Annotated in this window: 24 protein-coding genes and 1 pseudogene; 7 read left to right on the top strand and 18 right to left on the bottom strand. The window is 68.1% G+C overall.

Going from position 1 to position 26,249, the window contains the following annotated elements; all coding sequences use genetic code 11:
- From QUW25_RS05060 to QUW25_RS05070, 3 genes are read left to right on the top strand one after another with little or no spacing between them, the layout of a single operon-like run.
- Positions 1–1,236 carry an aminotransferase class V-fold PLP-dependent enzyme gene (locus QUW25_RS05060; protein WP_289511134.1) on the top strand — a complete coding sequence of 412 codons (1,236 nt, stop codon included), beginning with the start codon at positions 1–3 and terminating at the stop codon, positions 1,234–1,236.
- Positions 1,223–1,660, top strand: coding sequence for a Fe-S cluster assembly sulfur transfer protein SufU (gene sufU / locus QUW25_RS05065; protein ID WP_289511135.1), 438 nt, complete (start codon positions 1,223–1,225; stop codon positions 1,658–1,660). Before QUW25_RS05060 ends, sufU begins: the two co-directional genes overlap by 14 nt.
- A gap of 50 nt (positions 1,661–1,710) precedes the next feature.
- Positions 1,711–2,160, top strand: a complete 450-nt coding sequence (locus QUW25_RS05070; protein WP_289511136.1) for an RrF2 family transcriptional regulator — start codon at positions 1,711–1,713, stop codon at positions 2,158–2,160.
- 148 nt (positions 2,161–2,308) lie between these two features.
- Here the strand turns inward: QUW25_RS05070 and fba are convergent, their stop codons facing one another.
- Complete coding sequence (fba, locus tag QUW25_RS05075) at positions 2,309–3,181, bottom strand: class II fructose-1,6-bisphosphate aldolase (protein ID WP_289511137.1); 873 nt, start codon at positions 3,179–3,181, stop codon at positions 2,309–2,311.
- Positions 3,182–3,384: 203 nt separating this feature from the next.
- Between fba and QUW25_RS05080 the strand changes: the two genes are divergently transcribed.
- Positions 3,385–4,791, top strand: coding sequence for an aminopeptidase (locus tag QUW25_RS05080; RefSeq protein ID WP_289511138.1), 1,407 nt, complete (start codon positions 3,385–3,387; stop codon positions 4,789–4,791).
- 184 nt (positions 4,792–4,975) lie between these two features.
- Here the strand turns inward: QUW25_RS05080 and QUW25_RS05085 are convergent, their stop codons facing one another.
- The 11 genes and pseudogenes from QUW25_RS05085 to QUW25_RS05135 form a co-directional block, all read right to left on the bottom strand.
- Entirely contained in the window at positions 4,976–5,596 is a 621-nt protein-coding gene (locus QUW25_RS05085; protein WP_075280783.1) for a hypothetical protein, read from the bottom strand.
- A 295-nt stretch (positions 5,597–5,891) separates the two neighbouring features.
- A complete protein-coding gene (locus QUW25_RS05090) occupies positions 5,892–6,569 on the bottom strand; it encodes a transaldolase family protein (RefSeq protein WP_289511139.1) in 678 nt (225 codons plus the stop codon).
- Positions 6,570–6,628: 59 nt separating this feature from the next.
- A pseudogene (locus tag QUW25_RS05095) lies at positions 6,629–8,479 on the bottom strand (glycyl radical protein); the annotation flags it as partial.
- 164 nt (positions 8,480–8,643) lie between these two features.
- Positions 8,644–9,834, bottom strand: coding sequence for a toxic anion resistance protein (locus QUW25_RS05100; RefSeq protein ID WP_143786344.1), 1,191 nt, complete (start codon positions 9,832–9,834; stop codon positions 8,644–8,646).
- A gap of 81 nt (positions 9,835–9,915) precedes the next feature.
- Positions 9,916–10,581: a hypothetical protein gene (locus tag QUW25_RS05105; RefSeq protein WP_204793559.1), complete on the bottom strand. Its 666-nt coding sequence runs from the start codon at positions 10,579–10,581 to the stop codon at positions 9,916–9,918.
- 46 nt (positions 10,582–10,627) lie between these two features.
- Positions 10,628–12,241 (bottom strand): vWA domain-containing protein, encoded by a 1,614-nt coding sequence (locus QUW25_RS05110; RefSeq protein ID WP_289511140.1) that lies wholly within the window; start codon positions 12,239–12,241, stop codon positions 10,628–10,630.
- An 18-nt stretch (positions 12,242–12,259) separates the two neighbouring features.
- Positions 12,260–13,408, bottom strand: coding sequence for a hypothetical protein (locus QUW25_RS05115; RefSeq protein WP_289511141.1), 1,149 nt, complete (start codon positions 13,406–13,408; stop codon positions 12,260–12,262).
- Between the two features lie 648 nt (positions 13,409–14,056).
- Positions 14,057–14,947 (bottom strand): ABC transporter ATP-binding protein, encoded by an 891-nt coding sequence (locus tag QUW25_RS05120; protein ID WP_289511142.1) that lies wholly within the window; start codon positions 14,945–14,947, stop codon positions 14,057–14,059.
- 3 nt (positions 14,948–14,950) lie between these two features.
- Complete coding sequence (locus QUW25_RS05125; RefSeq protein ID WP_289511143.1) at positions 14,951–15,988, bottom strand: ABC transporter substrate-binding protein; 1,038 nt, start codon at positions 15,986–15,988, stop codon at positions 14,951–14,953.
- Complete coding sequence (locus QUW25_RS05130; protein ID WP_289511144.1) at positions 15,978–16,766, bottom strand: ABC transporter permease; 789 nt, start codon at positions 16,764–16,766, stop codon at positions 15,978–15,980. Before QUW25_RS05130 ends, QUW25_RS05125 begins: the two co-directional genes overlap by 11 nt.
- A 1-nt stretch (position 16,767) precedes the next feature.
- Positions 16,768–17,109, bottom strand: a complete 342-nt coding sequence (locus QUW25_RS05135; protein ID WP_289511145.1) for a thiamine-binding protein — start codon at positions 17,107–17,109, stop codon at positions 16,768–16,770.
- Positions 17,110–17,735: 626 nt separating this feature from the next.
- On the opposite strand from QUW25_RS05135, the gene QUW25_RS05140 reads away from it, so the two are divergent.
- Positions 17,736–18,332: a metal-dependent hydrolase gene (locus QUW25_RS05140; protein WP_289511146.1), complete on the top strand. Its 597-nt coding sequence runs from the start codon at positions 17,736–17,738 to the stop codon at positions 18,330–18,332.
- Between the two features lie 95 nt (positions 18,333–18,427).
- On the top strand, positions 18,428–20,410 hold the full coding sequence (locus QUW25_RS05145) for an FAD-dependent oxidoreductase (protein ID WP_289511147.1): 1,983 nt from the start codon (positions 18,428–18,430) through the stop codon (positions 20,408–20,410).
- A gap of 406 nt (positions 20,411–20,816) precedes the next feature.
- Here the strand turns inward: QUW25_RS05145 and QUW25_RS05150 are convergent, their stop codons facing one another.
- Positions 20,817–21,269, bottom strand: coding sequence for a C-GCAxxG-C-C family (seleno)protein (locus QUW25_RS05150; RefSeq protein ID WP_289511148.1), 453 nt, complete (start codon positions 21,267–21,269; stop codon positions 20,817–20,819).
- Between the two features lie 85 nt (positions 21,270–21,354).
- On the opposite strand from QUW25_RS05150, the gene QUW25_RS05155 reads away from it, so the two are divergent.
- Positions 21,355–22,338, top strand: a complete 984-nt coding sequence (locus QUW25_RS05155) for a D-isomer specific 2-hydroxyacid dehydrogenase family protein (protein WP_289511149.1) — start codon at positions 21,355–21,357, stop codon at positions 22,336–22,338.
- A 189-nt stretch (positions 22,339–22,527) separates the two neighbouring features.
- Here QUW25_RS05155 and QUW25_RS05160 read toward each other — a convergent pair whose 3' ends face one another.
- From QUW25_RS05160 to QUW25_RS05180, 5 genes are read right to left on the bottom strand one after another with little or no spacing between them, the layout of a single operon-like run.
- Positions 22,528–23,088 carry an Asp23/Gls24 family envelope stress response protein gene (locus tag QUW25_RS05160; RefSeq protein ID WP_289511150.1) on the bottom strand — a complete coding sequence of 187 codons (561 nt, stop codon included), beginning with the start codon at positions 23,086–23,088 and terminating at the stop codon, positions 22,528–22,530.
- A gap of 43 nt (positions 23,089–23,131) precedes the next feature.
- Complete coding sequence (locus tag QUW25_RS05165) at positions 23,132–23,485, bottom strand: DUF2273 domain-containing protein (protein ID WP_289511151.1); 354 nt, start codon at positions 23,483–23,485, stop codon at positions 23,132–23,134.
- 3 nt (positions 23,486–23,488) lie between these two features.
- On the bottom strand, positions 23,489–24,145 hold the full coding sequence (amaP, locus tag QUW25_RS05170; protein ID WP_289511152.1) for an alkaline shock response membrane anchor protein AmaP: 657 nt from the start codon (positions 24,143–24,145) through the stop codon (positions 23,489–23,491).
- Between the two features lie 42 nt (positions 24,146–24,187).
- Positions 24,188–25,588 carry a Na+/H+ antiporter NhaA gene (nhaA, locus tag QUW25_RS05175; protein ID WP_289511153.1) on the bottom strand — a complete coding sequence of 467 codons (1,401 nt, stop codon included), beginning with the start codon at positions 25,586–25,588 and terminating at the stop codon, positions 24,188–24,190.
- Positions 25,585–26,190, bottom strand: a complete 606-nt coding sequence (locus QUW25_RS05180; protein ID WP_289511154.1) for a DUF1836 domain-containing protein — start codon at positions 26,188–26,190, stop codon at positions 25,585–25,587. The genes nhaA and QUW25_RS05180 overlap by 4 nt, the downstream gene beginning before the upstream one ends.
- Positions 26,191–26,249 lie beyond the last annotated feature (59 nt).

Genomic DNA, 26,249 nt, shown 5'->3' on the forward strand with positions numbered 1-26,249 from the left:
ATGGACATCCGCAAGAACCCCTACCGCGCGGACTTCCCGCTACTGGCGTCCCACCCCGAGATCGCGTTTCTCGACAGCGCGGCCACCGCGCAGCGCCCGGCCTGCGTGCTTGACGCGCAGAGACGCTTCTACGAGACCATGAACGCCAACCCGCTGCGTGGCCTCTACAGCCTCTCCGTGGCGGCAACCGCGGCCATCGCCGACGTGCGCGCGCAGGTGGCAACCCTTATCGGCGCCCCAGGCGCGCGCGACGTGATCTTCACGCGCAACACGAGCGAGAGCCTGAACCTCGTGGCCAAGTCCTTCTCGCCGTGCGTCCTGGGGCCCGGCGACGAGGTGGCCATCACCATCATGGAGCACCACTCCAACCTCATCCCGTGGCAGGAGGCCTGCCGTGCGGCCGGCGCGCGCCTCGTCTACCTCTATCCCGAGAAGGACGGCACGCTCACGGACGCTGAGATTGCCGAGAAGATCGGCCCGCGCACCAAGATCGTCTCCGCAGCGCACGTCTCCAACGTCATGGGCTGCGAGCTGCCCGCGCGCAAGCTCGCGGACGCCGCGCACGCCGTGGGCGCCGTCATGGTCGTGGACGCGGCGCAGTCCGTCCCCCACCTGCGCGTCAACGTGGACGAGCTGGGCGCGGACTTCCTTGCGTTCTCCGGCCACAAGGCCATGGGGCCAATGGGCGTGGGCGTGCTCTGGGGCAGGCATGACCTGCTGGAGCAGATGCCGCCGATGCTCACCGGCGGCGAGATGATCGACTCGGTGCGCGAGCAGGACGCCACCTGGGCGCCCGTTCCCGAGAAGTTTGAGGCGGGCACGCAGGACGCCGCCGGCATCTACGCCACCGGCGCCGCGCTCTCCTACCTCACCGAGACCGTGGGGCTTGACGCGGTGGCCGCACGCGAGGGAGAGCTTGTGGCCTACGCGATGGAGCGCCTTTCTGAGCTGGGCTTTATTGACCTTATCGGCCCTGCGGACGCGGCGCGCCACCACGGCGTCATCAGCTTCAACGTGCGCGGCGTCCACCCGCACGACGTGGCGAGCATCCTCGACGCCTCCGGCGTGTGCATCCGCGCCGGCCACCACTGCGCGCAGCCGCTGCTCGCATGGCTCGGCGTTGAGAACCTCGCCTGCTGCCGCGCGAGCCTCGCCTTCTACAACGACAAGAACGACGTCGACCGCCTGGTCGACGGCCTCACTCAGGTCTGGGGGATCTTCCATGGCAGTGACTGACCTTTACAACGCGGCCTTCATGGACCACGTCTCGCACCCCGACTACAAGTACCAGATGGAGGACGCCGACTGCAGCCACGAGGGCGTGAACCCCTCCTGCGGCGACGAGCTCACGTTCTCCGTGCGCTTTGCCGATGACGGCACCATCGAGGAGGCGGCCTTCACCGGCCACGGCTGCGCCATCTCCCAGGCGAGCGCCGACATCATGAGCGACCTCATGATTGGCAAGACGCCCGAGGAGGCGCGCGAGCTCTGCGCCCTCTTCATGCGCATGCTGCGCGGCGAGGAGACGGACGAGGCGGCGCTCGACGCGCTCGAGGACGGTGTGCTGCTGCGCGACATCGCGCACATGCCGGCGCGCGTGAAGTGCGCCGAGCTCGCCTGGCGCACGCTTGACGAAATGCTCGAGGCGCGAAATGAGTAATTGAATGTTACGAAGGGACTGTCCCTTCGTAACATTGGAGGTGATGAGAGATGGCTGGGATGTTCTCGACCAAGGGAATGTACGCGCTGCGCGCGATGGCGGACCTCGCCGCGCACGACGGCTGGGTGTCGCTCGGTGACGTGGCGCGGCGCCAGCACATCTCGCGCAAGTACCTGGAGCAGGTCATCTCCCTCATGCACAAGGCGGGCTACGTTGAGAGCCAGCGCGGTAAGGGCGGCGGCTACAAGCTCACGCGCAAGCCGGAGGACTACACGCTCGGCGAGCTCCTGCGCGCCGCGGAGGGCTCGCTCGCACCCGTGAGCTGCCTCGACTGCACCAACGAGACCCTCTGCCCGCAGCTTGACTCCTGCCCCACCGTGAGCGTCTGGCGCGACCTCGGCCGCGTGACGGCCGGCTACCTGGACTCCAAGACGCTCGCCGACCTCGTGCGCGACCCCGCCGACGGCGAGAAAGGCCCCTGCACCGCCAAGCCCATGTAGTGAAGACTGTGACAAAGGTGACAGGGTAAGTTGTCATGATGACAACTTACCCTGTCACCTTTGTCAGGTCAGAGGAACGCCCGGCCCCGCGCGCTGCGGGACCGGGCGTCGGCATACCTATGTGGCGGGCACGTGCTTCTCGCCAGACTTACGCCCAGCCCTTGCCGTCGGAGCCAAACTCCTTCATGAGCTCCTCGGTGCGGACCTTGATGGCGTCGCGGCCGGGCTTGAGGAGCTTGCGGGGGTCGTAGCCCTTACCCTGCTGGTCCTTGCCCTCCTCGATGTACTTGCGGGTGGCCTCGGCAAAGACGACCTGGAGGTCGGTGTTGACGTTGATCTTGGAGACGCCGAGGGAGATGGCCTTCTTGATCTGGTCAACGGGGATGCCGGTGCCGCCGTGAAGGACGAGCGGGAGGTCGCCGACCTTCTCCTTGATGGCGGAGAGGGCGTCGAAGGAGAGGCCCTGCCAGTTGTCCGGGTAGATGCCGTGGATGTTGCCGATGCCGCAGGCGAGGAAGTCGACGCCCAGGTCGGCGATGGCCTTGCACTGGTTGGGGTCGGCGATCTCGCCCATGCCGGCAACGCCGTCCTCGACGCCACCGATGCCGCCGACCTCGGCCTCAACGGAGATACCCTTGGCGTGCGCGGCCTTGACGACCTCCTCGGTACGCTTGAGGTTGAGGTCGAAGGTCTCCTCGTGGGAGCCGTCGTACATGACGGAGGTGAAGCCGGCCTCAATGCACTTGAAGACGTCCTCGTAGGTGCCGTGGTCAAGGTGGAGCGCCACGGGGACGGTGATGTTCTTGTCCTCGACGAGCTGCTTCACGATGTCGGCGACAATCTTGTAGCTGACCTGCCACTTGGCGGCGCCGCTCGTGCACTGGATGATGACCGGGGACTGCAGCTCCTCGGCGGCGTCGAGAATAGAGGACGCCCACTCGAGGTTGTTGGTGTTGAAGGCGCCGACGGCGTAGTGGCCCTTCTCAGCGGCCTGGAGCATGGCAGTAGCGTTAACGAGCATGTTGACCTCCATTTGGTTGGTAGCCCTAAAGGACGTACGAATTAATGATAGCGCGACAGAAGGGAGAAATCGGTCTCAGGCGCATATTTTGGCGGCCAAGTTTGTCAGCTCTCTGCACGGTTGAGCGCACAGTGGCAGCCACCTGCCCATTGTCCTAGAATCGTGTGCCGTTGTATCAATTGCGAGAAGGGAGCATCCGTTTTATGGAGCGTCCGAACGCCTGGAAGAAGTACAGCGCCGAGCAGCTCGACGCGCTGCACTACCTCTGCGAGGGCTACAAGTCCTACATCTCCGAGAACAAGACCGAGCGCGAGTGCTGCGCCGCCGCCGTGACCATGGCCGAGGAGGCCGGCTACGCCAACCTCTCCGAGCGCATCGCCTCTGGCGAGCCGCTCAAGGCCGGTGACAAGGTCTACGCCGTCAACCGCGGCAAGAGCCTCATGCTCCTGCACATGGGCACCGAGCCCCTCACGGCCGGCGTCAACATCCTCGGCGCGCACATCGACTCGCCGCGCCTCGACGTCAAGCAGGACCCCGTTGAGGAGAAGAACGAGCTCGTCACCCTTGACACCCACTACTACGGCGGCGTCAAGAAGTACCAGTGGGTCACCATGCCGCTCGCCATCCACGGCGTGGTTGCCAAGAAGGACGGCAGCGTCGTGAACGTGGTCATCGGCGAGGACGAGGCCGACCCCGTCTTCTGCATCACCGACCTGCTCCCCCACCTCGGCGCGCAGCAGATGTCCAAGAAGGCCAGCGAGGTCATCGAGGGCGAGATGCTCGACGTGCTCGTGGGCAACCGCCCGCTCGTCATCGAGGAGGGCGCCGAGAAGGACGAGGACGCCGAGAAGAGCCCCGTCAAGGCCGGCGTCATCGCCATCCTGAAGGACACCCTGGGCATCGAGGAGGAGGACCTGCTCTCCGCCGAGCTCGAGATCGTGCCCGCCGGCGCGGCGCGCGACTTGGGTCTCGACCGCTCGATGATCCTCGGCTACGGTCAGGACGACCGCGTCTGCGCCTACACGAGCCTCATCGCCCAGCTCGACTGCGAGACTCCCGCTCGCACCGCCGTCTGCCTGCTCGTGGACAAGGAGGAGATCGGCTCCGTGGGCGCCACGGGCATGACGAGCCACTTCTTTGAGGACGCGATGGCCGAGGTGCTCGAGCTCGCCGGCGAGACCGGCCCGCTCGCCCTGCGCCGCTGCCTCGCCAACTCCAACATGCTCTCGAGCGACGTCTCGGCCGGCTTTGACCCCACGTTCGCGAGCGTCTTTGAGCCGAAGAACAGCTGCTACCTCGGCCACGGCCTCACGTTCAACAAGTACACCGGATCGCGCGGCAAGGGCGGCTCCAACGACGCCGACGCCGAGTACGTGGCCACCATCCGTCGCGTGATGGACGAGGGCGGCGTCTCCTGGCAGACCGCCGAGCTCGGCAAGGTGGACGCCGGTGGCGGCGGCACGATCGCCTACATCCTGGCCACCTACGGCATGAACGTAATCGACTGCGGCGTGCCCGTGCTCTCCATGCACGCGCCGTGGGAGACCACGAGCAAGGCCGACGTCTACGAGGCGTATCGCGGCTACCAGGAGTTCCTCAAGCTCGCGTAGGAAACTTCGTTACGGCAACGGGGGCCGCCCCTCCGATTCTCACGCAAGGACTGCGCTTCGCGGAAGATCCTTGCTTAGAGAATCGGAGGGGCGGCCTTTTGCTGTCACGGTTGTCTGCAGCGGCGTGAGGAACTCCTGGTGGCCGTCGCTCAGGGCCTCCACCCTCTGGAGGGCGCGGGGAGGGTCACTCGATGGCGAGCGTCACCTGGGTGTTGGGGAGGCCGGTCACGGTGGCGGTGGTACGGCCGCGGTCCCAGCTGAGGAACGTATCGCTGTTGATGCGGAACTCCCACTCCTTGCCGGACTCGTCGACGCCGCTGAGGTAGTACGTCGCGCCGCTCTCGCCGCTCACGTCCCTCGTCTCGACATCGTGCAGCTCGACGCGCACGGGGTCGAAGAGGTACGGGATGTCCAGCAGCGGCTGCCCCACAAAGACGTAGCAGGTACACACCATGAGCGCGATGATGACCGCCCCGAAGATGCGCTCGCCCACGCCCTTGAAGTCATCGCGCAGCTGCCGCGCCACCGCCACGACGCCAAAGGAAAAGATGGCGAGCCAGCCCGGAACGCCCACGAGCCGATACGCCACCGCGATCGGCCCCTCGTCCGTCTTGCCCAAGGTAAACAGGCCGATGAGTCCCCACGCGACATAGCTGACCACGGCCAGGGGAACAAGAACTATCAAGGCAATCGCCAGATAGCGGCGCCGGCGGTCACGGGCGGACTCCACGGGAGACTCGCTCGCCTCCGCCTCCTCCATCGCCGCCTTGAGCCTCGCGTACGTATCGTCCTCGTGCGCTTCCATGTACCCCCCTCCGCTCTCAAGACAACGTTAGCCCGAAGCAAGGGGAAATGCTGGCTTGGCCGGCATCCCTTGCGCAACGCTTACGTCGCGGGCCAGGGCGGCCGGGCAGGATCCTTTGCCGGAATCTCGGATTGCGCATGGCGAGAAGAACGCGTAGCTCGGGATTCTGCGGCTAGACGGCCGCGTTTCCCAAGCTACGCGTTCGGTAGTTCAACTTCTGTCACGCGCTAACGCGGATGTTGGTAATCCCCGATTGCGTGTGGAGGTCCGGGGCCGAGGTTCTTCTCGCCCGCACCTACAGGTCGGCCATCGTCTTGCCGGCGCCAACGAGACCCTCGAAGTCGGCGGTGAAGGCGTCCACCGCAGCGTCGATCGCGGCGTTCTTAATGAGGCCCTCGATCACGGAGGAGGCGGCCGTCACGGCGCCGACGCCGTAGCGGGCGAGCTCGAGGATCTGCTGGGAGTTCTTGAAGCTCACGGCGAGCACCTCGCAGGGGAGGTCGTTGGCGCGGAAGATGTCGTGGATCTCCATGGCAACGCCTACGCCGTCGTAGCCCATGTTGTCGATGCGGTTGATATAGGGGGCGGCGTAGGAGGCGCCGGCCTTGGCGGCGAGGAACGCCTGCATCGGGGTGTAGATGGCCGTGGCGGTGGTGCGGATCCCCTCGGCGGCGAGCATGCGAATGGCCTTGAAGCCCTCCGGGACGCTCGGGACCTTGGGGAAGGTGTGGGCGCCGAGCTCGGCCACGATACGCCGGCCGTCGGCGACCATCCCGTCGGCATCGCGGGCCACGACCTGCGCGTGGAGCTCCATCTCGGGCCCGATGATGTCTCGGATCTCGTGCAGGGCCTCGAAGGGCTGGCGGCCGGAGGCGGCAAGGATCGACGGGTTGGTGGTCACGCCGTCGACGGGGTAGTACTCGACCAGGCGCTTGATGGCATTGACGTCGGCGTCGTCGATGATGAGCTTCATGACTGGTTCCTTTCGCTTGGCGTGTGGAAGCGTGCAAAAGTGCCTGTCCCTTTTGCACGCTACAGGGTCTGCTCGGTGCGGGCGATGATGTCGTCCTGGGTGGCGCGGGAGAGCACGTTGAAGAACGCGGAGTAGCCGGCCACGCGGACGATCAGGTCCTTGTGCCTCTCGGGGTGGGCCTGCGCGTCGAGCAGGGTCTCGCGGCTCACGATGTTGTACTGCACGTGATAGCCGTGCAGGCGGTCGAAAAACGATGAGATGAGCATCTCGAGCTTCTGCTTGTTGCGTTCGGAGGCGAGCATCGTGGGAGCCATCTTCTGGTTGAGTAGCACGCCGCCCGTGATCTTCTCCGTGGGAAGCTTCGAGACAGACTTGAAGACGGCGGTGGGACCGTGGGTGTCGGCGTTGTGCGCGGGGCTGCAGCCCTCGGCGAGCGGCTCGTGGGCGTGGCGGCCGTCGGGCGTGGCCATGGTCCCCATTCCCTGCCCCACGTTGGCGCTGATCGAGGAGGTGCCGGCGTAGCGGATGCCGCCGATGGGGCCGCGGCCATGGCGCGTGTTGGGATACTTGGCAATCTCGTCGATGTAGGACTGGTAGGCGTCCACTACGAGCTGGTCCACGGAGTCGTCATCGTTGCCGTACTTGGGGGCGTCGTTCACGAGCATCCGGCGGATCTGCTCACCCTTCTCGCCCGCGAAGTCGCTCTCCAGCGCGTCGGCGAGCTCGGCCGGCGTGATGCGCCTCTCGTCAAAAACGAGCTTCTTGATGGCCGCGAGGGAGTCGGCCATGTTGGCGATGCCCACCTGGAGGCCTGAGATGAAGTCGTAGACCGCGCCGCCCTCCTTGATGGTCTTGCCGCGGCCGATGCAGTCGTCCGTGAGCGCGGAGCACAGGACGTCCGGCACGTCGCGCTCGGAGGCCTTGTCGATGGCGTTCTCCACGATGACGTTCGCACGGGTGATCTCTCGGATGGTCTTGTCCCAGGCCTCCATGAGCTCGTCGTAGCTCTTCATGTCACGGAAGCTGCCGTAGCCCTTGGCAAAGCGCTTGCCGGTGGTCACGTCCACGCCGTCGTTCATCACGCAGAGCAGCATGCGCGGGAAGTTCACGTAGCTCATTCCCGTGCAGCGGTAGCCCCACTTGCCCGGGACGGCCGTCTCAACGCAGCCGATGACTGAGTAGTTGTAGGCGTCCTCCTCCGCCACGCCCCACTTGATGAAGGACGGGATGATTACCTCGTCGTTGTTGAGCGCGGGCATGCCAAAGCCGAGCTTCATGACCTCGATGCACTCGTCGTAGAACTCCTTGTTGAGCCCGGCGTGGTAGCGCACCGTGAGGTTGGGCTGGGTGAGGCGGGTCTTCGCCACGGACTGCAGCACGAGGAAGGAGAGGTCGTTGACCGCGTCGCGCTTGTCCGTGGTCTGGCCGCCGATGGTGACGTTCTGGTACATGGGGCTGCCGGCCGAGGAGAACGTGTGCGCCTGGCTGCGCACCTTGTTGACGGAGAGCGTCTTGATCCAAAGGCAGGTGAGGAGCTCGAGCGCCTCGTCACGCGTGATGGCGCCAGAGGCGATGTCCGCCTGGTGGTACGGGAACATGTACTGGTCGAAGCGGCCGTAGGAGAGGCTGTGGCCGTTGGACTCGATCTGCAGGATGAGCTGGATGAACCAGACGGACTGCACGGCCTCGCGGAAGGAGCGGGCGGGTTCGTAGGGCACGCGCTCGCAGGTCTCGGCAATCCGGCGAAGCTCGGCCGCGCGCGCCTCGTCCTTCTCGGCCTCCGCCATCTCGCGGGCGAGCGCGGCGTAGCGCCCGGCGAAGCGGCGCACCGCGACGATCACCACGAGGACGGCCTTGTAGAAGACGCTCTTGTCGATGGCGTCGGGGTCGGTGAGGTCGAGCGCGGCGCGGCACCGTCCCGCTTGCGCTGGGCAAGAAGGACGTCTGCGTGATCACCGACCCCCACCTGAGCGACGAGGCGCGCGGCGAGCTCGCCGCGGCGGGCGTCACGACCCTGTGACACGGGGACGGAGGGATTGTCACCGCTCCGTCCCCGGTGTCCCACTCCGTCGCGTCACTCCCCCGGTTCCGGCGAGGCGCCCTCCCCGTCGCGATTCATCCGCTCGGCGTAGTCGCGAGCCCGCTCAAGCTGCTCGCTCAGCACGTCAATCGTCTTGGCGAAGGACTCGTTGGCCTGCTCGCGGAACCTGTCGATGCCGTCGAGCGTCGAGAAGACCGCGTCGTATGCGCGCCTCAGCGTCTCGGGCGAGACGCCGCTCGAGACGGCCTGCTGCTGCGTGCGCAGGGAGTTCTCCTGCAGCAGCTTGCTCGTGCGGTCGATCATGGCGTCGGTGGTCCTGTTGACGGCGTCGATCTGGTCGAGCACGAGCTTCTGGTTCTCGAGCGACTGCGCGACGATCACGGCGGTGCGCAGCGCGGTCACCGTGGTGGTCTTGGCGCGCTCGACACCTCGGACCAGCTGGTCGTTGTTCTGCTGGATGATCCCCATCGAGAGGTAGGCCTGGATGGTCACCGCCGCCTGGGTCTGCACGTCCTGGCGGCGCTGACGCACGGCGAACAGCGCGTCGCGCTCGAGCGAGGCGGCGAGCTCGGCGTTGCCCGCGGCCCGCTCGCGCTCGATGCGCTCCACGAGAGCGTCGTCGATGCCGGTCAGCAGCTCGTAGGCGCGCCTCAGGGTCCCGAGGTTGCCCCAGAGGCTGCGCCGCTCCACGTTGAGGGCGGCGTTGTCCTTGCGCAGCAGGTCCTGCCCCTTGCCGAGCGCGAGCAGAATCGCGTTGAGCTGGCCCTGGTTGGACTCGTAGCGCCGGAAGTAGCGCCTCACGCGACTCGCGAGGGGCAGCGCCCCCAGCAGGCGCTCGGCGAAGGTGTCCTCGCCCGGCGCGAGCTCGTCGACCTCGTTGCGCAGGTCGACGAGGCTCCTGGAGACCTCCTGCTGCGCTCCCCCGGACCTGGACGTGGCCAGGGACTGCTCGAGGAAGCGGCTCGAGGTGCTGCTGGTCTCGCGAAAGGCGTCGGCGCCCACCTCGTAGATGGCGTCGACCTCCTGCTTGAACTCGAGGCTCTGGGGCGGCAGGGTCGCCACGCGCGCGACCCAGGAGCCGGCGTTGTCGCTCAGGCGCCGGAGCTCCGCGGCGTCAGGGGCGGGCACCTGCGAGAGCGCGCCCTCGACGCGCACCGGCTCGGGCGCCGGGGTCGCCTCAAGGTCGAAGCGGTCGTCGGGCGCGCTGAGAAGGTCATCGGACATGGGGTCTCCTTTCATGGGGGGTAGGTGGGGTCGGGCGGCAGGCGCGCCCGCGGCCGCAAGGCGGTCGGGCCACGCGGGACGTCAGCTCACGTCGAGCTCGCTCGGGCGGTGCCCGAGGCGCTGCCTCAGGTAGTCGGCGCCGGTCTCGATCTGGGTGGAGGCGCCCTCCACGATGCGCGCGCGCACGAGGTCGAGCGCGCCCGCCACGTCGGCGCACTGCCCGTCGAGCGCCGTGACGTTGCGGCGCGCGCGAGAGCTCGCGCGCCCGCCGAAGCCGAGGTAGCGCACGTTGGTGACGAGCTGCTCCCAGGCGCCCGGCAGCCAGGTCGTCGCGAGCGAGAGCACGAGGCGACGGTCCTCCTCCGCCCCGGCGGACGCGAGCTCGGGCAGGCCCACGAGCTCGACCATGGACGCCACGAGGGCGCGAAGGGGCTCGGCCTCGGCGGCGATGCCCCGGGGCTCGTCCGCCGCGCACGCTCCCTCGATGCGCGCCGCCATCTCGTTCACGGCCTCCGCGGACTCCTTGAGGGCGGGGTCGGCGCCCACGAGCGCCTCAAGGTCAATGGCAGCCACGTGGCTCGGCATGTTGAGCGAGGTGAGCAGCAGCCACGACCCAGCCGACATGAGGGCGCCCGCCGCGATGAGCCCCACGCGGGCAGCGACGCCCGCGACGAGAAGGGCGGCGCCGCAGAAGACCGCGAGGACCGCCACGGACACCCCGATCGCCATGACCCTCTCGCCCCGCATCGATCCCTCCCTCTCTCTCCTCGCCCGACCCGGCACCCGCCCTCGTCTACAGATAGCCGCGGATCTCCTTGAAGGCGGCGGTGAGGTCCCCGTCCGCCGCGTCGAAGACGCGCCCACCCGTGAGCTCGGCGAGCTGCTCCATCTCGTCCCTGCTCGCCTCGCCGAACAAGATCGCGTACACCGGGATGCCATGGACCTCGGGCGTGGCCTCGTACCATGACCTGAACGCAGCGAGGTCCGGCGACTCGAGGTTCTCGCCGTCCGAGAAGAGCACGACGGAGGTCACGTTCGCGTCGGAGCGGGTCCGTGCCGCAAGCTCGAGGGAACGCTCGAGCGTCCCGTAGATCGCGGTACTGCCGGACGCGACGAGCCCCCGGACGTAGTCGCCCACGTCGGAGAGGTTCCCGTCCTCGCCGACCGTGATGTCGCGCTCGTCCTTGACCGAGGTGGCGAACTCCACGAAGTGCACCGTCTCGCGCGGCTGGAAGGTCAGAAGCGAGCCCGTCCCCTCGGCGCCCGTGTCCGTGAGCGAGCCGAGCGCCGCCTTGAGGGAGTCGAGCCGCGAACCCTCCATCGAGCCCGAGGTGTCGATCTGGAAGACCATGTTGGCGGGCTTGCGCACGTCGGAGACCCAGCTCGAGAGCAGCGCCCTCACCGTCTCGAGGCGGTTGGGGAAGGGGATCTCGAAGGCCTCCGTGGCGTCGTCGGCCGTGGTGGCGTCGGTCCGGCGCAGCGTCTCGTCGGCGATGCGCCGCTGGACGTCGTCGCGCCGCAGGTAGTCCACGAGCGCGCGGTAGGCCGCCTCGGCCCGGTCGCCACGGCCCGAGAGCAGCGTGAGCGGGTAGTCGGCGGTGATGACGCCGTCCTGGGGGATCACCTCGACGAGGCCGGGGTCCGCCAGGACCAGGGACTCGTAGTTGAAGACGCCGTCCACCGCCGAGGGGTCGTTGCCGTAGGCGTCCATGAGCCAGCCCGACGAGCCGCTCGTGAGCGCCTGTCCCTGCGCGAAGCGCGTGAGGTCCGCGGCCACCGTCTCGACGTCGTCGGCGGTGATAGCCGCACCCGTGCCCGAGAGCGCCGTGGCGAGCTCCACGAGCGCTGAGAAGCCGCTGTTGGACGAGACCGGGCTCGACATGCCGTAGCGGAACTCCCCCGAGGCGGCGGCGTCGACGACCTCGGCCCACGTCGGGCTCCGCTCGTCCCAGCCCAGCTCGGCGGCGCGATCGGCCCGCACGCCCAGCACGACGGGCGTGCGCATGATCGACGTCTCCTGGCTCACGAGCGAGCCCTTCTCGTCGAAGAGCGACATGTAGGCGTTTGACGGGAACCACGTGGCGTCGTAGTCGCCCTCGCCCGCCATCACGGCCTCCGTGCCGTCGAGCGTGCCCATGTACTCGAGCTCGACCGTGATGCCGAGCTCGTCCTGGGCGTCCTCGAGGATGCCCTCCATGTCCTTGACCTCGGACCCGGCGAGCACGCGAAGCGTGGCGCCGTCGACGGAGGGGCCGTTACCGCCCGACGCCCCCTGGGTCGCGGGGGCGTCATCGGCGGGCTCGTCGGGCGCCGAGCAGGCGGGTAGCGCGAGCGCGCTCGCGATGGCACAGAGCAGGGCGAGAAGGACGACGAGGGCGCGGCGACGCGGGGCGGGTGCTGGTCTCATGGTTCTTCTCCCTTCGCGCTAGTAGAGCGCCTCGATGGTCTGGAGCATGGCGTCGGCCACCTCGTAGCTGGGGGCCTGCGCGGCATCGATGAAGGTCCCGTCCTCCGCGTACCCGGTGAGGGACGCCCCGCTCACCGTCTCGGCGAAGGCGGCCGAGTTGGCGCCGTTGAGCCTGAAGCCGTGCCGCGCGATGACGCGCGCCATGTCGGCGTCGTTCTCGAGGACGTCCTGGACCCGCTGGCCGGCCTCCGAGAAGGCCACGACCACGTGGTCCGAGAAGATCGTGGGCGAGGGGTAGCAGATCCTCATAGACGAGGTCACGCGGGCGGGCTCGTTCATCTGCGCCTCGAGGTACTGGCTCTCGTAGATGAGGGTGAGCGGCTGGTTCATGGGCCCCTTGGAGAGGAAGGACTCCCACGGCCCCGAGGAGGACGACTGCGAGTACCCCTGGTCGAGGAAAAGGCGGGCGAGCGAGTCGGAGGCCTGCCGCCGGGCGGCGTCCTCGCTCGTCACGACCGCGTTGCCGTTGAGCACGTAGCTCGCGAGGCACAGGTACATGAGCGCCGAGTTCGAGGAGCGCACATCGGTCGTGGTGACCATGACGTTTCGGCTCGAGGGGTACGCGTCCGACCCGACGAGGTCCGACCAGCGCCTGCCCTCCGCCACGGCATCGAGGTAGGCCGCCATGTCGAGGTACCACACGCCGTCGCGCTGCTCCGCGATGCCGTTCTGCAACAGGACGTCGAGGGCGGCGTCACCCGTCGCCAGGGCGAGCGGCGAGTAGAAGGGCCGGGTGGTGGAGAGGACCGCGTCCCCGTGGACGTCGGCGAGGTGCGCGGCGGCGATCTCCGAGGAGGGGGAGGCGAAGTCCGCCTCCTCGATGCCGGGGCGCTCCGCCATTGCCCAGGAGCCCGAGGTCGTGACCTGCACGTCGAGGCCGTAGCGGGCGAAGATGGCCCGGGCCTCGGGGTCGGCGAAGAGAGACTCCTTCTCCGAGCCGATGACCCCTCGGACGACGGTGAGCTCCTCGGCCTGGTCGGTCGAAGGCTCGGGGGACGGAGAGCCCCCGCCCGACTCGCCGGACAGGAGCGCGATGGCGCCCGCCACCACGACCGCGGCGACGATGAGGGCCACGCCGGCGATCAGCGTCTTGGCTCGAGCTCCCACGCCACCTCCCCTACCTGAACGCATCCTTACCATAACGATACGTCCGGGGAGGGTGCGCGGGCGGGCGCCGGGGGCGAGCCTTGCGCGAGCATTACGCGGGCCTTACGCGAGCGTGACGCGCCCGCGCGGCCGGGCGGGGGCGTGCGGGCGCGCCTTTCGCGCACGGGGCGGGCGGCGCCGGACCGCTGCTCTTCACGAGCGAGCATGCCACCACGCACGGTTCCTCGCTGTTATCAGGGGCGTTCCGCGCACCATGGCATGCTCGGCTGTGTGGGGCGGCACCGACCCCCCGGCGCAACCAGGCGTGACCGCCCCCTGTCGGCGCGCACTCGACGCAATCTCGCGCGACCAGCTCCCCGAGCCAGCGAGCACTCGGCCGCGTCGCGCGCTCGTCGTAGCCCGATCGCGCACATCTTCGCGTTTTGGGTGCGGACGAGCTCTGATTATGAAGGTGTGCGCGGTCGCGCCTACCATACGACGCAACCGGCCCGGCGGGCCGCCCGCGGCGATTCGACATAGTCCGCCCCAAGCGCACGGCTTCGCCCCCGATTTCGTGCGTTCGGCGCGGGACAATGCCAGAGGCACGTCTGTGCGGCGCGTGCCGGGTGCGGCGAGCGCGCGCCAGCGGGGTACCGCCCGACGCCCCGCCTACCCCAGCAGCGCCATCACCCGGCGCTTGGCGGCGAGGTACTCGTCAGTGAGCTCGAAGCTCTCGCTGGCCACACGGTTCACGGGCACGATGCCCGCCACATGGCTCGGCTCGCCCGCGGCAGGCGCTCCAGCGAGCACGTAGATCCGGCTCGCCATCGAGACGGCCTCGTCCACGTCGTGCGTGATGACGAGCGCGGAGAGCCCCAGCTCAGCCACCACGTCAACAAACCAGCGACGCACGTCCACGCGCGTGAGGGCGTCAAGCGCCGAGAAGGGCTCGTCCAGAAGCGTCACGTCCGCGCCCATGAGGTAGGTGCGCAGGAACGCCGCGCGCTGGCGCATGCCGCCCGAGAGCTCGCTCGGCCACTTGAGCTCGCAGCCCGCAAGGCCAAAGCGCTCGAAGAGCGGCGCGGCCTTCTCGCGTGCCTCTGCCTTCTTCATACCGGCAAGCACGAGCGGCAGACACACGTTGTCAATGATGCGATGGCTCGGCAGGAGCAGGTCCTTCTGCAGCATGTAGCTCACGCGGCCAGGCCGGCCGGTCACGTCCTCCCCGTGGAGAAGGACGCGACCGGACATCGGCATGGTGAGGCCGGCGAGGGCGTGCAAGATGGTCGTCTTTCCGCAGCCGGAGCGGCCAACGAGACAGCAGACCTCACCGGGCTCCACGGTCACGTCAACGCCCTGGACGACGACGTGTTCGCCGTCCCACGACAGCGTGAGGTCGCGTGCCTCGAGCGCAGGGATTCCCGTCCCTCCGCCGACGGGTCGAGAAGCCCCGGCGCTCGGACAGTCCTCGCCGCGCACAGAGCGCGCGTCTGCGGAACTCGCGGCGGGGCTTCTCGTCCCGTCGGCTACCTGCACGTTCTTCTCGCCAGCCCCTGCCATGCGCTACTCCAGGAAGGAGAGGTCGTAGCCGGCGTTGACGTCGAGCTGGTTCTCAACGAGGTTGTTGTCGTTGAGCCACTGGTAGAAGGCGGCCCAGCGCTCGGGGTCGATGACGCCCCAGCTCTCGGCGTCGGCCACGTACTGGTCGGCGAGGTAGGACTGGCTCTGGTGCACGAGCGCGGAGTCGAGCTCGGGCACCTGCGCGCAGAGGATGTCGGCGGCCTCGTCGGGGTTCTCGACGGCAAACTCGTAGCCCTTCTTGACCGCGCGCAGGAAGGCCTTCACGGCCTCGGGGTTCTGTGCCGCGAAGTCGTCGTTGGCGGCGATGACGGGCGTATAGTAGTCAAAGACCGGGTCCACCGAGATGAAGCTGAAGTAGTTGTACGGGAAGTCCTGCACCACGGCGTTCTGGACCGCCCAGGCCTCGTAGACCCACACGGTGTCGAACATGTTGGCGCGCAGGCCGCTCACCTCGTCGTCCACCTCATACGGCACGAGCTCGACCTTGGACCAGTCGCCGCCGTCGGTCTCCACGCAGTGCTTGACCGTGGCCTGCTCGACGGGCATGTTCCAGGTGGCGTAGGTGTGACCCTCCATGGCGGCGGGGTGCGTGACGCCATCCTCCTCGCGGCTCATGATGCCAGAGGTGTTGTGCTGGATGACGGCGGCCACGGCCGAGTAGGGCATCGGCTGGTCGGAGGCCAGGTTGTTGGCGATGTAGTCTTGGTAGGAGACGCCCATCTGCGCGCCGCCGGCCCCGATCAGCGCGTCCGCGCCGTCCGCGGGCGGCTGGACGATCTCCACCTCGAGGCCCTCGTCGGCAAAGTAGCCCTGGTCGAGCGCCACGTAGATGCCCGTGTGGTTGGTGTTGGGGGTGTAGTCCAGGACGAAGGAGATCTTGGTCTTCTCGCCGTCCGTGGAGTCGGCGTTGCCCTCGGCTGCGGGCGTCCCGGAGTTGTTGCAGCCGGCGAGCGCGGCAGTGGCGGCGGAGGCCCCCGCAAGGGTGACAAACTGGCGGCGGCTGAGGTTCTTATCGGTCATTGTTGTTCCTTTCTGCCCTCTTCCAGGGCATGCACGCGCACTGGGCGAGCTCAACGAGCTTCATGAGCGCCAGCGAGAGCGCGGAGATGACGATGATTGCGGCAAACATGCGGTCGTACGAGAAGGACTTGCGCACGCGGGTCATGTAGACGCCCAGGCCCTCGTTGCCGCCGAGCCACTCGGCGATGACGGCGCCGACGATGGCGTAGGTGGCGGAGATCTTGAGGCCGCTGAAGAACTGCTCCGTCGCGGCGGGCAGCTTGGCGTACCAGAAGATCTGCCAGCGCGAGGCGTTCATCGTGCGCATGAGGTCGACGACGTCCGGGTCCACGGAGCGAAAGCCCGAGGCCAGCGACACCGTGATGGGAAAGAACGTCGAGATGATAACGAGCACGATCTTGGGCAGCGCCCCGTAGCCGAGCCACAGCACCAGAAGCGGCGCGATGGCCACCGTCGGGATGGTCTGCGAGATGGTCATGAGCGGCTCGAAGGCCAGGTAGAAGCCCTCAAAGCGATCCATGAGCACCGCAAAGACAAAGCCCAGGGCAACGCCCACGGCAAGGCCCGCTGCGGCCTCGGCGAGCGTGGCCACGCAGTGGCTCGCGAGCAGGGCGGCGTCCTCCACGAGCGCCTGCACCACCTGCACCGGCGTGGGGAGCAGGAAGTTGGGGACGAGCCCCACGCTCACGACGGCCTGCCAGATGGCGAGAAGCGCCAGAATGGTGACAAGCGGCGTGAGGATGCGGCGCGCGCGGGTTGGCTCGGTGCGGACGGCCATGCTAGGCCGCCGCGTCCGCGGACTTGGGAGCAAACTCCGGGTCGCCGGGGTGGTACTTGCCGATCTTGCGGTCCGTGGACATGACGTCGCCGTCAGGGCGGTAGTTGATCTTGGCGTAGCACATCATGTGCTTGCACCCCGCCTTGGCACCCACGAGCTGGCAGTTCTTGAGGATCTCCATGCAGGTCTCGTAGTCGCCCTCGATCGCCGTCTCAAAGGGGCCCACAAAGTAGTCGATCCCCGTTGAGTCGATGTAGGCGATGACGGCATCCACCGCGTCGCACGTAGCGTCGTCGTTGGTGGCGTCCATGGGCAGGAACTGAATCGCAACCGAGCAGTTCACGCGCCCCTCCCTTCCGGGTGCCCCAAGGCACCCCGTCTCTCGTAGGTGCCTCGTTACGCGCGAAGCTCGTCCCTACGCCGGCATTACCCGGATCAGGTTCCTGGGTCAGGGCCGCGATCCTGGGCCCAATCTCAGCCGGCGTGCGCCAGCCCCCCCGTTGTCGGTTGGTAGTGTAGCACGCGCGAGAAGGGCGTGGCGCGTGCTTCTCGTACGCGCCGGCGGGACGGCGCTCGCGGCGGCCGCGCTTCGGGCATTTCCGGCACCGACGCCCCGTGCCCTCCCGGTGCACAAATCCAGATTTGAGCAAATGCGGTGCTCAAAAGGGGGATTTGAGTGCCGGGAGCGTCTCGGGGGACTCGTCTTCTGGGCTTCAGCCCGACGGTCCTTCTCGCCAGCTGGGGCTTTGCAGGCGAGAAGGACCTCTCGTCGATGCGCCCGTGCTCAAATCAACCATTTGAGCACGGGCATTACTCAAATGGGAGTTTTGAGCGCCATGGTCTCGATACGGCACCGGCCCCGTGACGGGACCGCCCCGTAACCGAGCCGCCGCCGTATGGCACATGCCTCACCCACGCCGCACCGCAGCAGACGTACCATGGTCAGAGGACGAGAAGAACGGAGGGCCCGTGACCGGACGCACGCACCTCGCGGTTGGCGCCGCGGCGGCACTGCTCGCCGCCGGGCCGGGCGCGCCCCTCACGACCCTTGCCCTCGCGGCGTCCTGCGGCGCGGCGGGCGCCACCCTCCCCGACCTCGACGTGAGGGACACCGCGCACCCCTGGCGCGAGCGGCTCTCGCGCGCCGGCGCGGCGGCGCTGCTCGTGGGCGCGCTGGTCTTTGACGCGGCAAACGGGAGCGCGGTCCTGCGCGAGGCGGCCTCGCACGGGCTCGGCCGGCTTGCGCTCGGGATCGTCGGGCTCGTTGCCCTCGCCTGCGCGTCGCGGCTCTCTGCCCACCGGGGCTTCTCGCACTCCCTGCTCGCGCTTGCGGGATACGCCGCGGCAACGTGGCTCGTCTGCCCGCCGCTTGCGCCCTACCTCGCCCTCGGCTTTGCCACGCACCTCGCGCTGGACGCGCTCACCTACCGTGGCCTGCGCCTGTTCTGGCCGCTCCCCCACGGCCTTAGCGCCCGCCTCTGCAAGACCGGCGGGGTCGTGGACGCGTGCCTGCTCGCCGCGGCGGTTCTCGCCGTCGCGCTTCTTGCCTGGCAGGCCCTCTCTTAACGACCGGCTTGCGCCACTCGCCGAGTGCTAGCCTGCGGGCCCCCTCAAAGTGGGAAGCACAGAGGTAGCAGCACCCAACTTGGAGAGGAGACCCCATGGCCAAGCAGTTTCCAGCCCTCAACAGCCCCTTTAGCATCGGAAAGGTGACCATCAAGAACCGCTTTGTGATGGCCCCCGTGACAACCGGCAGCTACCTCAACCCGGACGGGTCGTTCTCCCCCACCGGCATCGAGTACTTCGTGCGGCGCGCACAGGGCGGCATGGGCCTGCTCCAGACGGGCGCCCTCACCACGGACACCGAGGTTGACGCCACCTCATCGCTCGGGGGCGCGTTCCGCACGAGCCCCGCAGCGTTTCTCGCGACCTCCGACGCCATGCTCAACCGGACCCGTGCCTACGGCGCAAAGTTCTTCGTGCAGCTGACGCTCGGGCTCGGACGCAACGCGCCCGGCCTCTACGGCCCCTCGGAAAACCCCGTCTTCGGCGCGCCCAACCTGACGTCGCCGGCGCTCACGGTCGACCAGATCCACCGCAAGGTCGAGCAGCTCGTGGAGGCGGCGGGCATTGCCAAGCAGGCCGGCTTTGACGGCGTCGAGGTGCACTCGATCCACTGGGGCTACCTGCTCGACCAGTTTGCCTCCGCGCTCACCAACCGACGCGAGGACGAGTACGGGGGCACCCTCGAGAACCGCCTGCGCGTGAACCGAGAGATCGTCGAGGGAATCAAACAGACGTGCGGCGAGGACTTCCCCGTGACCATGCGCCTGGGCCTCAAGTCCTACGCCAAGGGCTTCATGCAGGCGAGCTTTGACGGCGAGGGCGAGAAGTACCGCACGCTCGAGGAGGGCGTGCGCATCTGCCAGCTGCTCGAGAGCTACGGCTATGACGCGCTGGACGTGGACACCGGCGTCTACGACTCGTTCTACTACGCGTGCCCGCCGATGTACCTGCCGCGCGGCTACATGGTCGAGCTTGCCGAGAAGGCCAAGGGGGCCGTGGGGATCCCCGTGATCGTGGGCTCGCGCATGGGCGACGTCCACGTGGACGAGCAGGCCATCGAGGAGGGCAAGTTCGACGCCGTCGCGCTCGGCCGGCCCATGATGGCCGACCCGGACCTCCCGCGCAAGGTGCAGTCCGGACGCGCCGACAAGATCCGCCCGTGCATTGCGTGCAACCAGGGCTGCCTGGGACGGCTCTTCGGCGGCCTGCCGTGCGGCTGTGCGGTCAATCCCGAGGTGGGCCGCGAGGGCGAGGGCCCGCTCGCACCGGCGCCAACGAAGAAGCGCGTCGTGGTGGTCGGCGGCGGCGTGGCGGGCATGGAGGCTGCGCGCACCGCACGTCGCCGCGGGCACGACGTGACGCTCCTCGAGAGGACGGACGCGCTCGGCGGGCACCTGCTCACGGGCGGCGCGCATGACTTCAAGGTGGAGGTGCGCGAGCTCAACGCCTGGTACCAGGGCGAGCTTGCGGACCTTGGCGTGGACGTTCGGATGGGCATGGAGGCAACGCCGGAGCTCATCGACTCGCTCGGGCCGGACGCCGTCGTTCTCGCCGCGGGGTCGGTGCCGGTGATGCCCCCCATCGAGGGTACGGACAACCCCAAGTGCGTGGGCTGCGTGGACGCCCTGCGCAACGAGGGCGCGCTCGGCCAGCATGTCGTGGTGGTCGGCGGCGGACTCGTGGGCTGCGAGCTCGCGCTCGACCTCATCAACAAGGGCCGCGAGGTGGAGATCGTGGAGGCGCTGCCGGCGATCCTCTCCTCCGGAATCCCCGTGCCGCTGCCCAACATGATGTACCTGAACGACGCCTTTGCCTATCACGGCACCCCCGTCCACACGGGCGCCAAGATCGTGGCCGTTACCGATGAGGGGGCCGTGGTCGAGAGCGTCGAGGGCGGCGAGAGGAGCGTGCTGACGGCAGACTCCGTGGTCATTGCCGTGGGCTTCAAGCCGCGCGAGAGCATGGCGAGCGAGCTCGTTGGCCGCGGCTACGAGGTCTACGAGGTCGGCGACGGTCGCCAGGTGGGCAACATCCTCACGTCCATCTGGGACGCCTACGAGGTCGCGCACGCGCTGTAGGCGCATGGTATGTGACTCCGGGGCCGGCCTCGCGCTGGCCCCGGAGCCGGCGGCCCGGACATCCCCGACGCCGACGCCCCAGACCCCGGCGCACAAATCTGGATTTGAGCAAACACGGCGCTCAAAAGGCCGATTTGAGTACGTGCGCATCAACGAGAGGTCCTTCTCGCCCGCAAAGCCCCAGTTGGCGAGAAGGACCGTTGGGCTGAAACCCAGAAAACGAGCCCTCTGAGACACCCTCAACACCCAAATCGCCCATTTGAGCAACGGCATTACTCAAATGGGCGATTTGAGCGCCATAAGCTCGTTACGGAGACAGCCCCGTGACGACGCGACCGCCGCCTTAGGACACGCACTGCGCCGCAGCAGAAGCACCATGCTTCGGAGGATAAGAAGGACGAAGGTCCTAGCCCTCCGCGCGCACGCCAAGCTCGCGGCAGAGGATGCGCGCCGCGGCACCGGCGGCCAGTGCGCAGTGCGCCTGGCACTGGGAGACACGCTCCTCGCCCCACCACTCCATGCCGCGCGTGAGCACGCGACAGCAGGTCACGTGCTTGGCGGTACCGTCGCGAAAGGCATCGTGCAGCTCGGCGGCAAGGGGCTTGGCGCGCTCCTTGGTCTGCACCATAAGGCCGAGAAACGCCACGGCGCCGGCAAGCGCGCCGCAGATGCAGCCCGAGCCGCCAACGCCCGCGCCCATCCCGGCGCCCATCGCCACCACAGAGCGCGGGAAGTCCGGCTCAAAGGCGTCCCAGAGCGCCGCGATCACGGACTCGCCGCAGTTCATGTGATCGGGGCCCGGCCGGTTGAAGTCGCGCGCCGCGGCCTCCACGGCGGCAATGCTCACGCTCTCTTTCATGTCTCCCCCTCGCGTCGAAATCACGCTCATTCTAGCAAGGGTGTACATTGGGGACAGTCTCCAATTTGCTGACGAGGGAGAGGCCATGAGGATCTTCGCGTACGCGCTGCGCCCCTATGATGAGCTTGGCTACCTTGACGCGCTGAGCCGCGAGCTGGGCTTTGACTACGACTGGACGCCGGACTACCCCACGCTCGAGAACGCGGGTCTCGCCGCCGGTGCGGACGGCGTGTGCATCATCACCAATCCCATGTCGCGCGAGCTGCTCTCCCGCTACCGCGCTCTCGGCGTGCACGGCCTCGCCACCCGCTCCATAGGCTTTGAGCACATCGACGTTGCCGCAGCTCGTGAGCTGGGCATACGCGTGGCGCACGCGGCCTACCCGCCCGAGGGCGTGGCCAACTTCACGATCATGCTCATGCTGATGGCGCTGAGAAAGGTCAAGCTCTTCATGGCCCAGGCTGCCGTCCAGAACTTTGACCTCGAGGGCAAGATCGGACGCGACCTCTCCAGCTGCACGGTGGGCGTGGTGGGAACGGGCGCGATCGGCGCCTGCGTGGTGCGCCACCTCCGAGGCTTTGGCTGCCGCGTGCTCGCCTGCGACCCCGTCGAGAAGGACGAACTGCGCGGCATGGCAACCTACGTGAGCCTGGGCGAGCTTCTTGCCTCGTCCGACGTGGTGACGCTGCACGCGCCGGGCCTGCCCGAGAACCACCACATGATCGGTGCGGCGGAGCTTGCCGCCATGCGGCGCGGAGCCATTCTCGTCAACGCGGCACGCGGGAGCCTCGTGGACACCGAGGCGCTTCTCGGCGCGCTTGAGTCCGGACACCTGGGAGGGGCGGCGCTCGACACCATAGAGCACGAGCAGAACCTCTACTACCTCGACCGCAGCCTCGACGTGCTCCCCAACCGGGACCGGGCGGCGCTTTCGGCCCTTCCCAACGTGATCGTCTCGCCGCACATGGCCTTTTACACCAACGAGGACGTGGAGGGCATGGTACGCAGCAACGTCGAGGCGCTCATGGCCTTTGCCGCGGGCAACGAAAACCCCTACGAGGTTCGCTGACCTCGGGACGCCCCGATACCCATCTGCAAGGCGGGACCCTTCCCGACACATTTTGCGGTGAAAGCGTCGGCCCGCGTCCCCACCTCAAGAACTGGGGACGCGGGCCGACGGTTTTTCTCGGCAAAGTGTCGGAAACCGTCCCCGTTTCAGGGGGACAGAGGGGCGAAGGATGCGAGAAGAACCCGGCACCTACTCCTCGTCGGGCTTCTCGGCCTTCTCGGGCTTCTCGGGCTTTGCGGCGGCGCCGGCCGCACGGCGGTTGCGCTGCTCGATCTCCTCGGCGGTGAGGACGTCCTCGATGCGCAGGTTGACGCCGGCCACCTCGAGGCCCGTCATGCCCGTGACCTGCTTGACCACGGCGTGCTTGACGTCCTCGAAGACCTGCGGGGCATACGCGCCGTACTCGATGAGCACGGAGATGTTCACGCGCACGGCGCTCTCCGGCGTCACCTCCACGGTCACGCCCTTGGTGGAGTCACTCGCGCCAAAGGCGTCCTGGACGCGGTTGAACCAGTTGCCCTTCATGCCCACCACGCCGGGCACCTCGCGCATGGCGATGGCCACGATCTTCTCGATGACGCCGTTGGAGAAGGTGAGCGAGTCCTCCGAGTCCACGTCCTCATCGTCTGTCGCCGCCTCGATGTCCTGCCCGACCTCGGGAGCCTCGGCGAGCGCGGTCTCCTCCACGACCTCGACCTGCTCGACCTGCTCGATTGCCTCGTCGGTTGCGGCAGTCTCGTTCTTGGTCATCTCTCGCTCCTGTCCTCGGGCGCCCGCGGGGCGGGGCGCGACGCTACTGGTTGTTCCTGACAAAGATGTGACGCAGGGCGTTCACGATCTTGGGGTCCCCGTCGAGCACCTGGCCGGCGGCCACGCCCGCGATCACGAGCACGGCAATGACGAGCGTCCGCCAGAAGCCGATCGCAAAGAACACCACAGCGGCGAGAAGCCCTATCACGCCGCCCCAGAACGCCTTCTCGTGACCCGGGAAGGTCCGGCTCACCCACGCAGAGACGCAGTTCACGCCGTGGCGCACGGCATCGCCGGCGGAAGCCTCCGCCTCGTCCGGACGATGCTGCGCCTGGGACGACGGCTCGTCCTTCTCGCCCAGCTCGATCTTGGGCTTAGGGGTCTTCTCGTCTGCCATGGCTTAGCCCTCCCTCGGGGTCTCGCGGGCGGAGCCCATGGAGACCGTGATCTCGCTCGTGGAGTCGGTCGCATCGGAGGCGGCGGGCACCGGGGCGGACGCGGGGCGAGCCTCGCCCTCCCCCTCGTCCGCGGCGGCAACCGTCACGGACTCCGGCTCGATGAACTCGAGGCTCACGTCCTCGACCTTGTCCCCGCAGACGGCGGCGAGGCCGTCCATGAGCTCCTCGTGCAGCTCGGCGCCCTTGACCACCACGTCGACCGTCTCGTGCGGAAGCACACGAACGTGCACGCGGACGTGTCCGCGCTGCTTGGCATCCACGCGGACGCGCGCGGCGGTGCAGGAGCCGTCCGCCTCCACGATGTGGGAGGCCTGGGCGGCGATGGCGTCGCGCGTGACGGAGATGATGCCGCCGTCAACCGTGGCAATCTCGACGGTGCGCACCGTGCGGCGCGAGAAGAGCGCGCGGCAGAGCAGCACGAGCATCCCGAGGGCGCTCACGGCAAGGCAGACGAGCACCGCGATGACGTAGGGCTCGAGGTTGAAGAGCGCGGAGGCCTCCGTGGTCCAGGGGCCAAACCACGTGAGCGCAAAGGCGGCGAGCGCCAGCGCGTTAGCAAGAACGAAGACGGCCATGCACAGGCGCTTGAGTCCACTCATGCGTATCTCCCATCGGGCGACGGTCCCAACACGTCACGTACTCTAGGATACCCCTTGCCCCGGACAAGAACCCCGGCGGCGAGCAGATCGTCGGCGGCCGTCCGGACCAAGGACAACGCGCGCAAAGAGGATGCCCAGAGCGGCGGAGCTCACGGAGGCGAGAAGAATCGCGCACTTGGCGGCGATCGCGTCCTCGGGCGCCGCGAAGGCGAGACCCGTGATGAGGATGGACATGGTAAAGCCGATGCCCCCCATGATGCCCACGCAGGCGACCTGCCCCCAGCCCATGCCGCGCGGCAGCCGCGCAAAGCCCAGGCGCACGAGAAGGTAGGTCACGAGGATGATGCCGAGCGGCTTGCCCACGACAGCGCCCAGATAGACGCCGTGTGCCACCGGGCTGGCGAGAAGCGCGCCGAAGTTCTCGCCCACCAGGTGCAGCTCGGCGTTCACGAAGGCAAAGAGCGGCAGCACGCCGAAGTTCACGAACGTGGTGACGTAGCGCTCCGTGCGCTGCAGGGGCGGCGTGACGTGGTGCATCACGCGCTCCACGCGCCAGGCGCCGTCGGTGAAGTCGTGCTGGCCGAGGACATGGTGCTCGTCGTCGTAGGTGTCGCCGAGATCGTGCGCGCGGCGCTCGAGCCAGTCGCCGAGCTCGACGAGGCGCACGTCGGAGCGGCTCGGCAGCGCAAAGGCGAGGATGACGCCGGCGAGCGTGGCGTGGATGCCGGAGTTGAACATGCAGGCCCAGAGCACCAGGCCCACGGCCACATACGGCCCCACCGAGTAGACGCGCGCCCGGTTGAGGGCGGCGAGCACGCCCACGAGGGCGAGCGACGCGAGGCACCACGGCAGGTTGGGAACCTGGCCGTAGAAGAGGGCAATGACCACGATGGCGAGAATGTCGTCGGCGATGGCGAGCGTCTGGAAGAAGACCTTGGTCGCGGGCGAGATGCGGTCCCCCAGAAGCGACACCACGCCGAGCGCGAAGGCGATGTCGGTGGCGATGGGCACCGCCCAGCCCCCGGCGGGCCCTCCCTCGGCGAGGTTGAGGACCACGTAGATGAGCGCCGGCGCGCAGACGCCGCCCACCGCGGCGAGCATGGGCAGCATCGCCTGGCGGGGCCGGCGCAGCTGCCCCACGGTCATCTCGTACTTGAGCTCAATGCCCACGAGCAGGAAGAAGATGGCCATGAGGAAGTCGTTCACGAACTGCTCCACGCTGAGCGAGACCGTGAGGCGCCCCACCCCCACCTCGAGCGGCAGGGCAAGCAGGTACTCGACCCCCTCGTAGAGCGGGGTGTTGGCAACGACCAGGGCGAGAAGCGCCGCGGCCACCATGACGGCCGCCGCCACGGTGGAGCTGCCGGTCACCGTGCGCAGGGCGCTCCGGCGCTCAAGCCGGCGAATGACGGCGGGCTCACGGAAGATGCTCGGACGCGTCATCGCCCGGTCGCCTCCTCGGAGGCGAGCAGGAGCGCCTGCTCCACGGCGACCTTGTCGGCCAGCGCCTCGGTGGCGGCCTGGAGCAGCCAGGCGAGCTCGGGGTCGGCCGGGTTCCCGTCACAATCAACGAGGGTGATGCCCGCGGCGGGCTCGTCGTCCTTCTCGCCGGGCGAGAAGCGCCGTGCGAGGGCGCCCTCGAGCGCGGCGCACGAGCTGTCGTAGAGCGCCTCGAGGTCGAGCTCGGAGGCCCAGATGAGCGCCGCGAGCTGGCTTACCTGTGCGATGGAGAAGACGCGCTTGAGCGCACAGACAAACAGCAGCGAGGCCACGTGGCGGCGCGTGTAGCGCTTCTTGCGCGGCGCCGGGATGACACCCTGCTTGACGTAGTTGTTGACCATCGAGCCCGTGACGAGGGTCTCGCCGGGGAGCTGCATGAACTCGAGCTCCTGCGAGACGAGCGTGAGGAGCTGGTCGAGGTAGAGCTCTATCCGGGGCATCTCCCGGATGCGCGAGATGTGCACCGAGCCCATGCGCTTCGCAAGCCGCTCCCGCTGGTCGGCGCTCACGCGCGCCGCGACGATCGCCCTGTTCTTCTCCCCCATGCCGCCCATCTCCGATTTTTCTCCAGAAACGGATTATCTAGTATTCAAAACTACGTCTA

The sequence above is a fragment of the Thermophilibacter provencensis genome (assembly GCF_030372065.1).
GTDB lineage: Bacteria > Actinomycetota > Coriobacteriia > Coriobacteriales > Atopobiaceae > Thermophilibacter > Thermophilibacter provencensis_A.

Bases quoted from the DNA above. Each gene is read 5' to 3' on its own strand.
- QUW25_RS05060 (WP_289511134.1), top strand. From the start codon at position 1: ATGGACATCCGCAAGAACCCCTACCGCGCGGACTTCCCGCTACTGGCG.
- sufU (WP_289511135.1), top strand. From the start codon at position 1,223: ATGGCAGTGACTGACCTTTACAACGCGGCCTTCATGGACCACGTCTCG.
- QUW25_RS05070 (WP_289511136.1), top strand. From the start codon at position 1,711: ATGGCTGGGATGTTCTCGACCAAGGGAATGTACGCGCTGCGCGCGATG.
- fba (WP_289511137.1), bottom strand. From the start codon at position 3,181: ATGCTCGTTAACGCTACTGCCATGCTCCAGGCCGCTGAGAAGGGCCAC.
- QUW25_RS05080 (WP_289511138.1), top strand. From the start codon at position 3,385: ATGGAGCGTCCGAACGCCTGGAAGAAGTACAGCGCCGAGCAGCTCGAC.
- QUW25_RS05085 (WP_075280783.1), bottom strand. From the start codon at position 5,596: ATGGAAGCGCACGAGGACGATACGTACGCGAGGCTCAAGGCGGCGATG.
- QUW25_RS05090 (WP_289511139.1), bottom strand. From the start codon at position 6,569: ATGAAGCTCATCATCGACGACGCCGACGTCAATGCCATCAAGCGCCTG.
- QUW25_RS05100 (WP_143786344.1), bottom strand. From the start codon at position 9,834: ATGTCCGATGACCTTCTCAGCGCGCCCGACGACCGCTTCGACCTTGAG.
- QUW25_RS05105 (WP_204793559.1), bottom strand. From the start codon at position 10,581: ATGCGGGGCGAGAGGGTCATGGCGATCGGGGTGTCCGTGGCGGTCCTC.
- QUW25_RS05110 (WP_289511140.1), bottom strand. From the start codon at position 12,241: ATGAGACCAGCACCCGCCCCGCGTCGCCGCGCCCTCGTCGTCCTTCTC.
- QUW25_RS05120 (WP_289511142.1), bottom strand. From the start codon at position 14,947: ATGGCAGGGGCTGGCGAGAAGAACGTGCAGGTAGCCGACGGGACGAGA.
- QUW25_RS05125 (WP_289511143.1), bottom strand. From the start codon at position 15,988: ATGACCGATAAGAACCTCAGCCGCCGCCAGTTTGTCACCCTTGCGGGG.
- QUW25_RS05130 (WP_289511144.1), bottom strand. From the start codon at position 16,766: ATGGCCGTCCGCACCGAGCCAACCCGCGCGCGCCGCATCCTCACGCCG.
- QUW25_RS05145 (WP_289511147.1), top strand. From the start codon at position 18,428: ATGGCCAAGCAGTTTCCAGCCCTCAACAGCCCCTTTAGCATCGGAAAG.
- QUW25_RS05150 (WP_289511148.1), bottom strand. From the start codon at position 21,269: ATGAAAGAGAGCGTGAGCATTGCCGCCGTGGAGGCCGCGGCGCGCGAC.
- QUW25_RS05155 (WP_289511149.1), top strand. From the start codon at position 21,355: ATGAGGATCTTCGCGTACGCGCTGCGCCCCTATGATGAGCTTGGCTAC.
- QUW25_RS05160 (WP_289511150.1), bottom strand. From the start codon at position 23,088: ATGACCAAGAACGAGACTGCCGCAACCGACGAGGCAATCGAGCAGGTC.
- QUW25_RS05165 (WP_289511151.1), bottom strand. From the start codon at position 23,485: ATGGCAGACGAGAAGACCCCTAAGCCCAAGATCGAGCTGGGCGAGAAG.
- amaP (WP_289511152.1), bottom strand. From the start codon at position 24,145: ATGAGTGGACTCAAGCGCCTGTGCATGGCCGTCTTCGTTCTTGCTAAC.
- nhaA (WP_289511153.1), bottom strand. From the start codon at position 25,588: ATGACGCGTCCGAGCATCTTCCGTGAGCCCGCCGTCATTCGCCGGCTT.
- QUW25_RS05180 (WP_289511154.1), bottom strand. From the start codon at position 26,190: ATGGGGGAGAAGAACAGGGCGATCGTCGCGGCGCGCGTGAGCGCCGAC.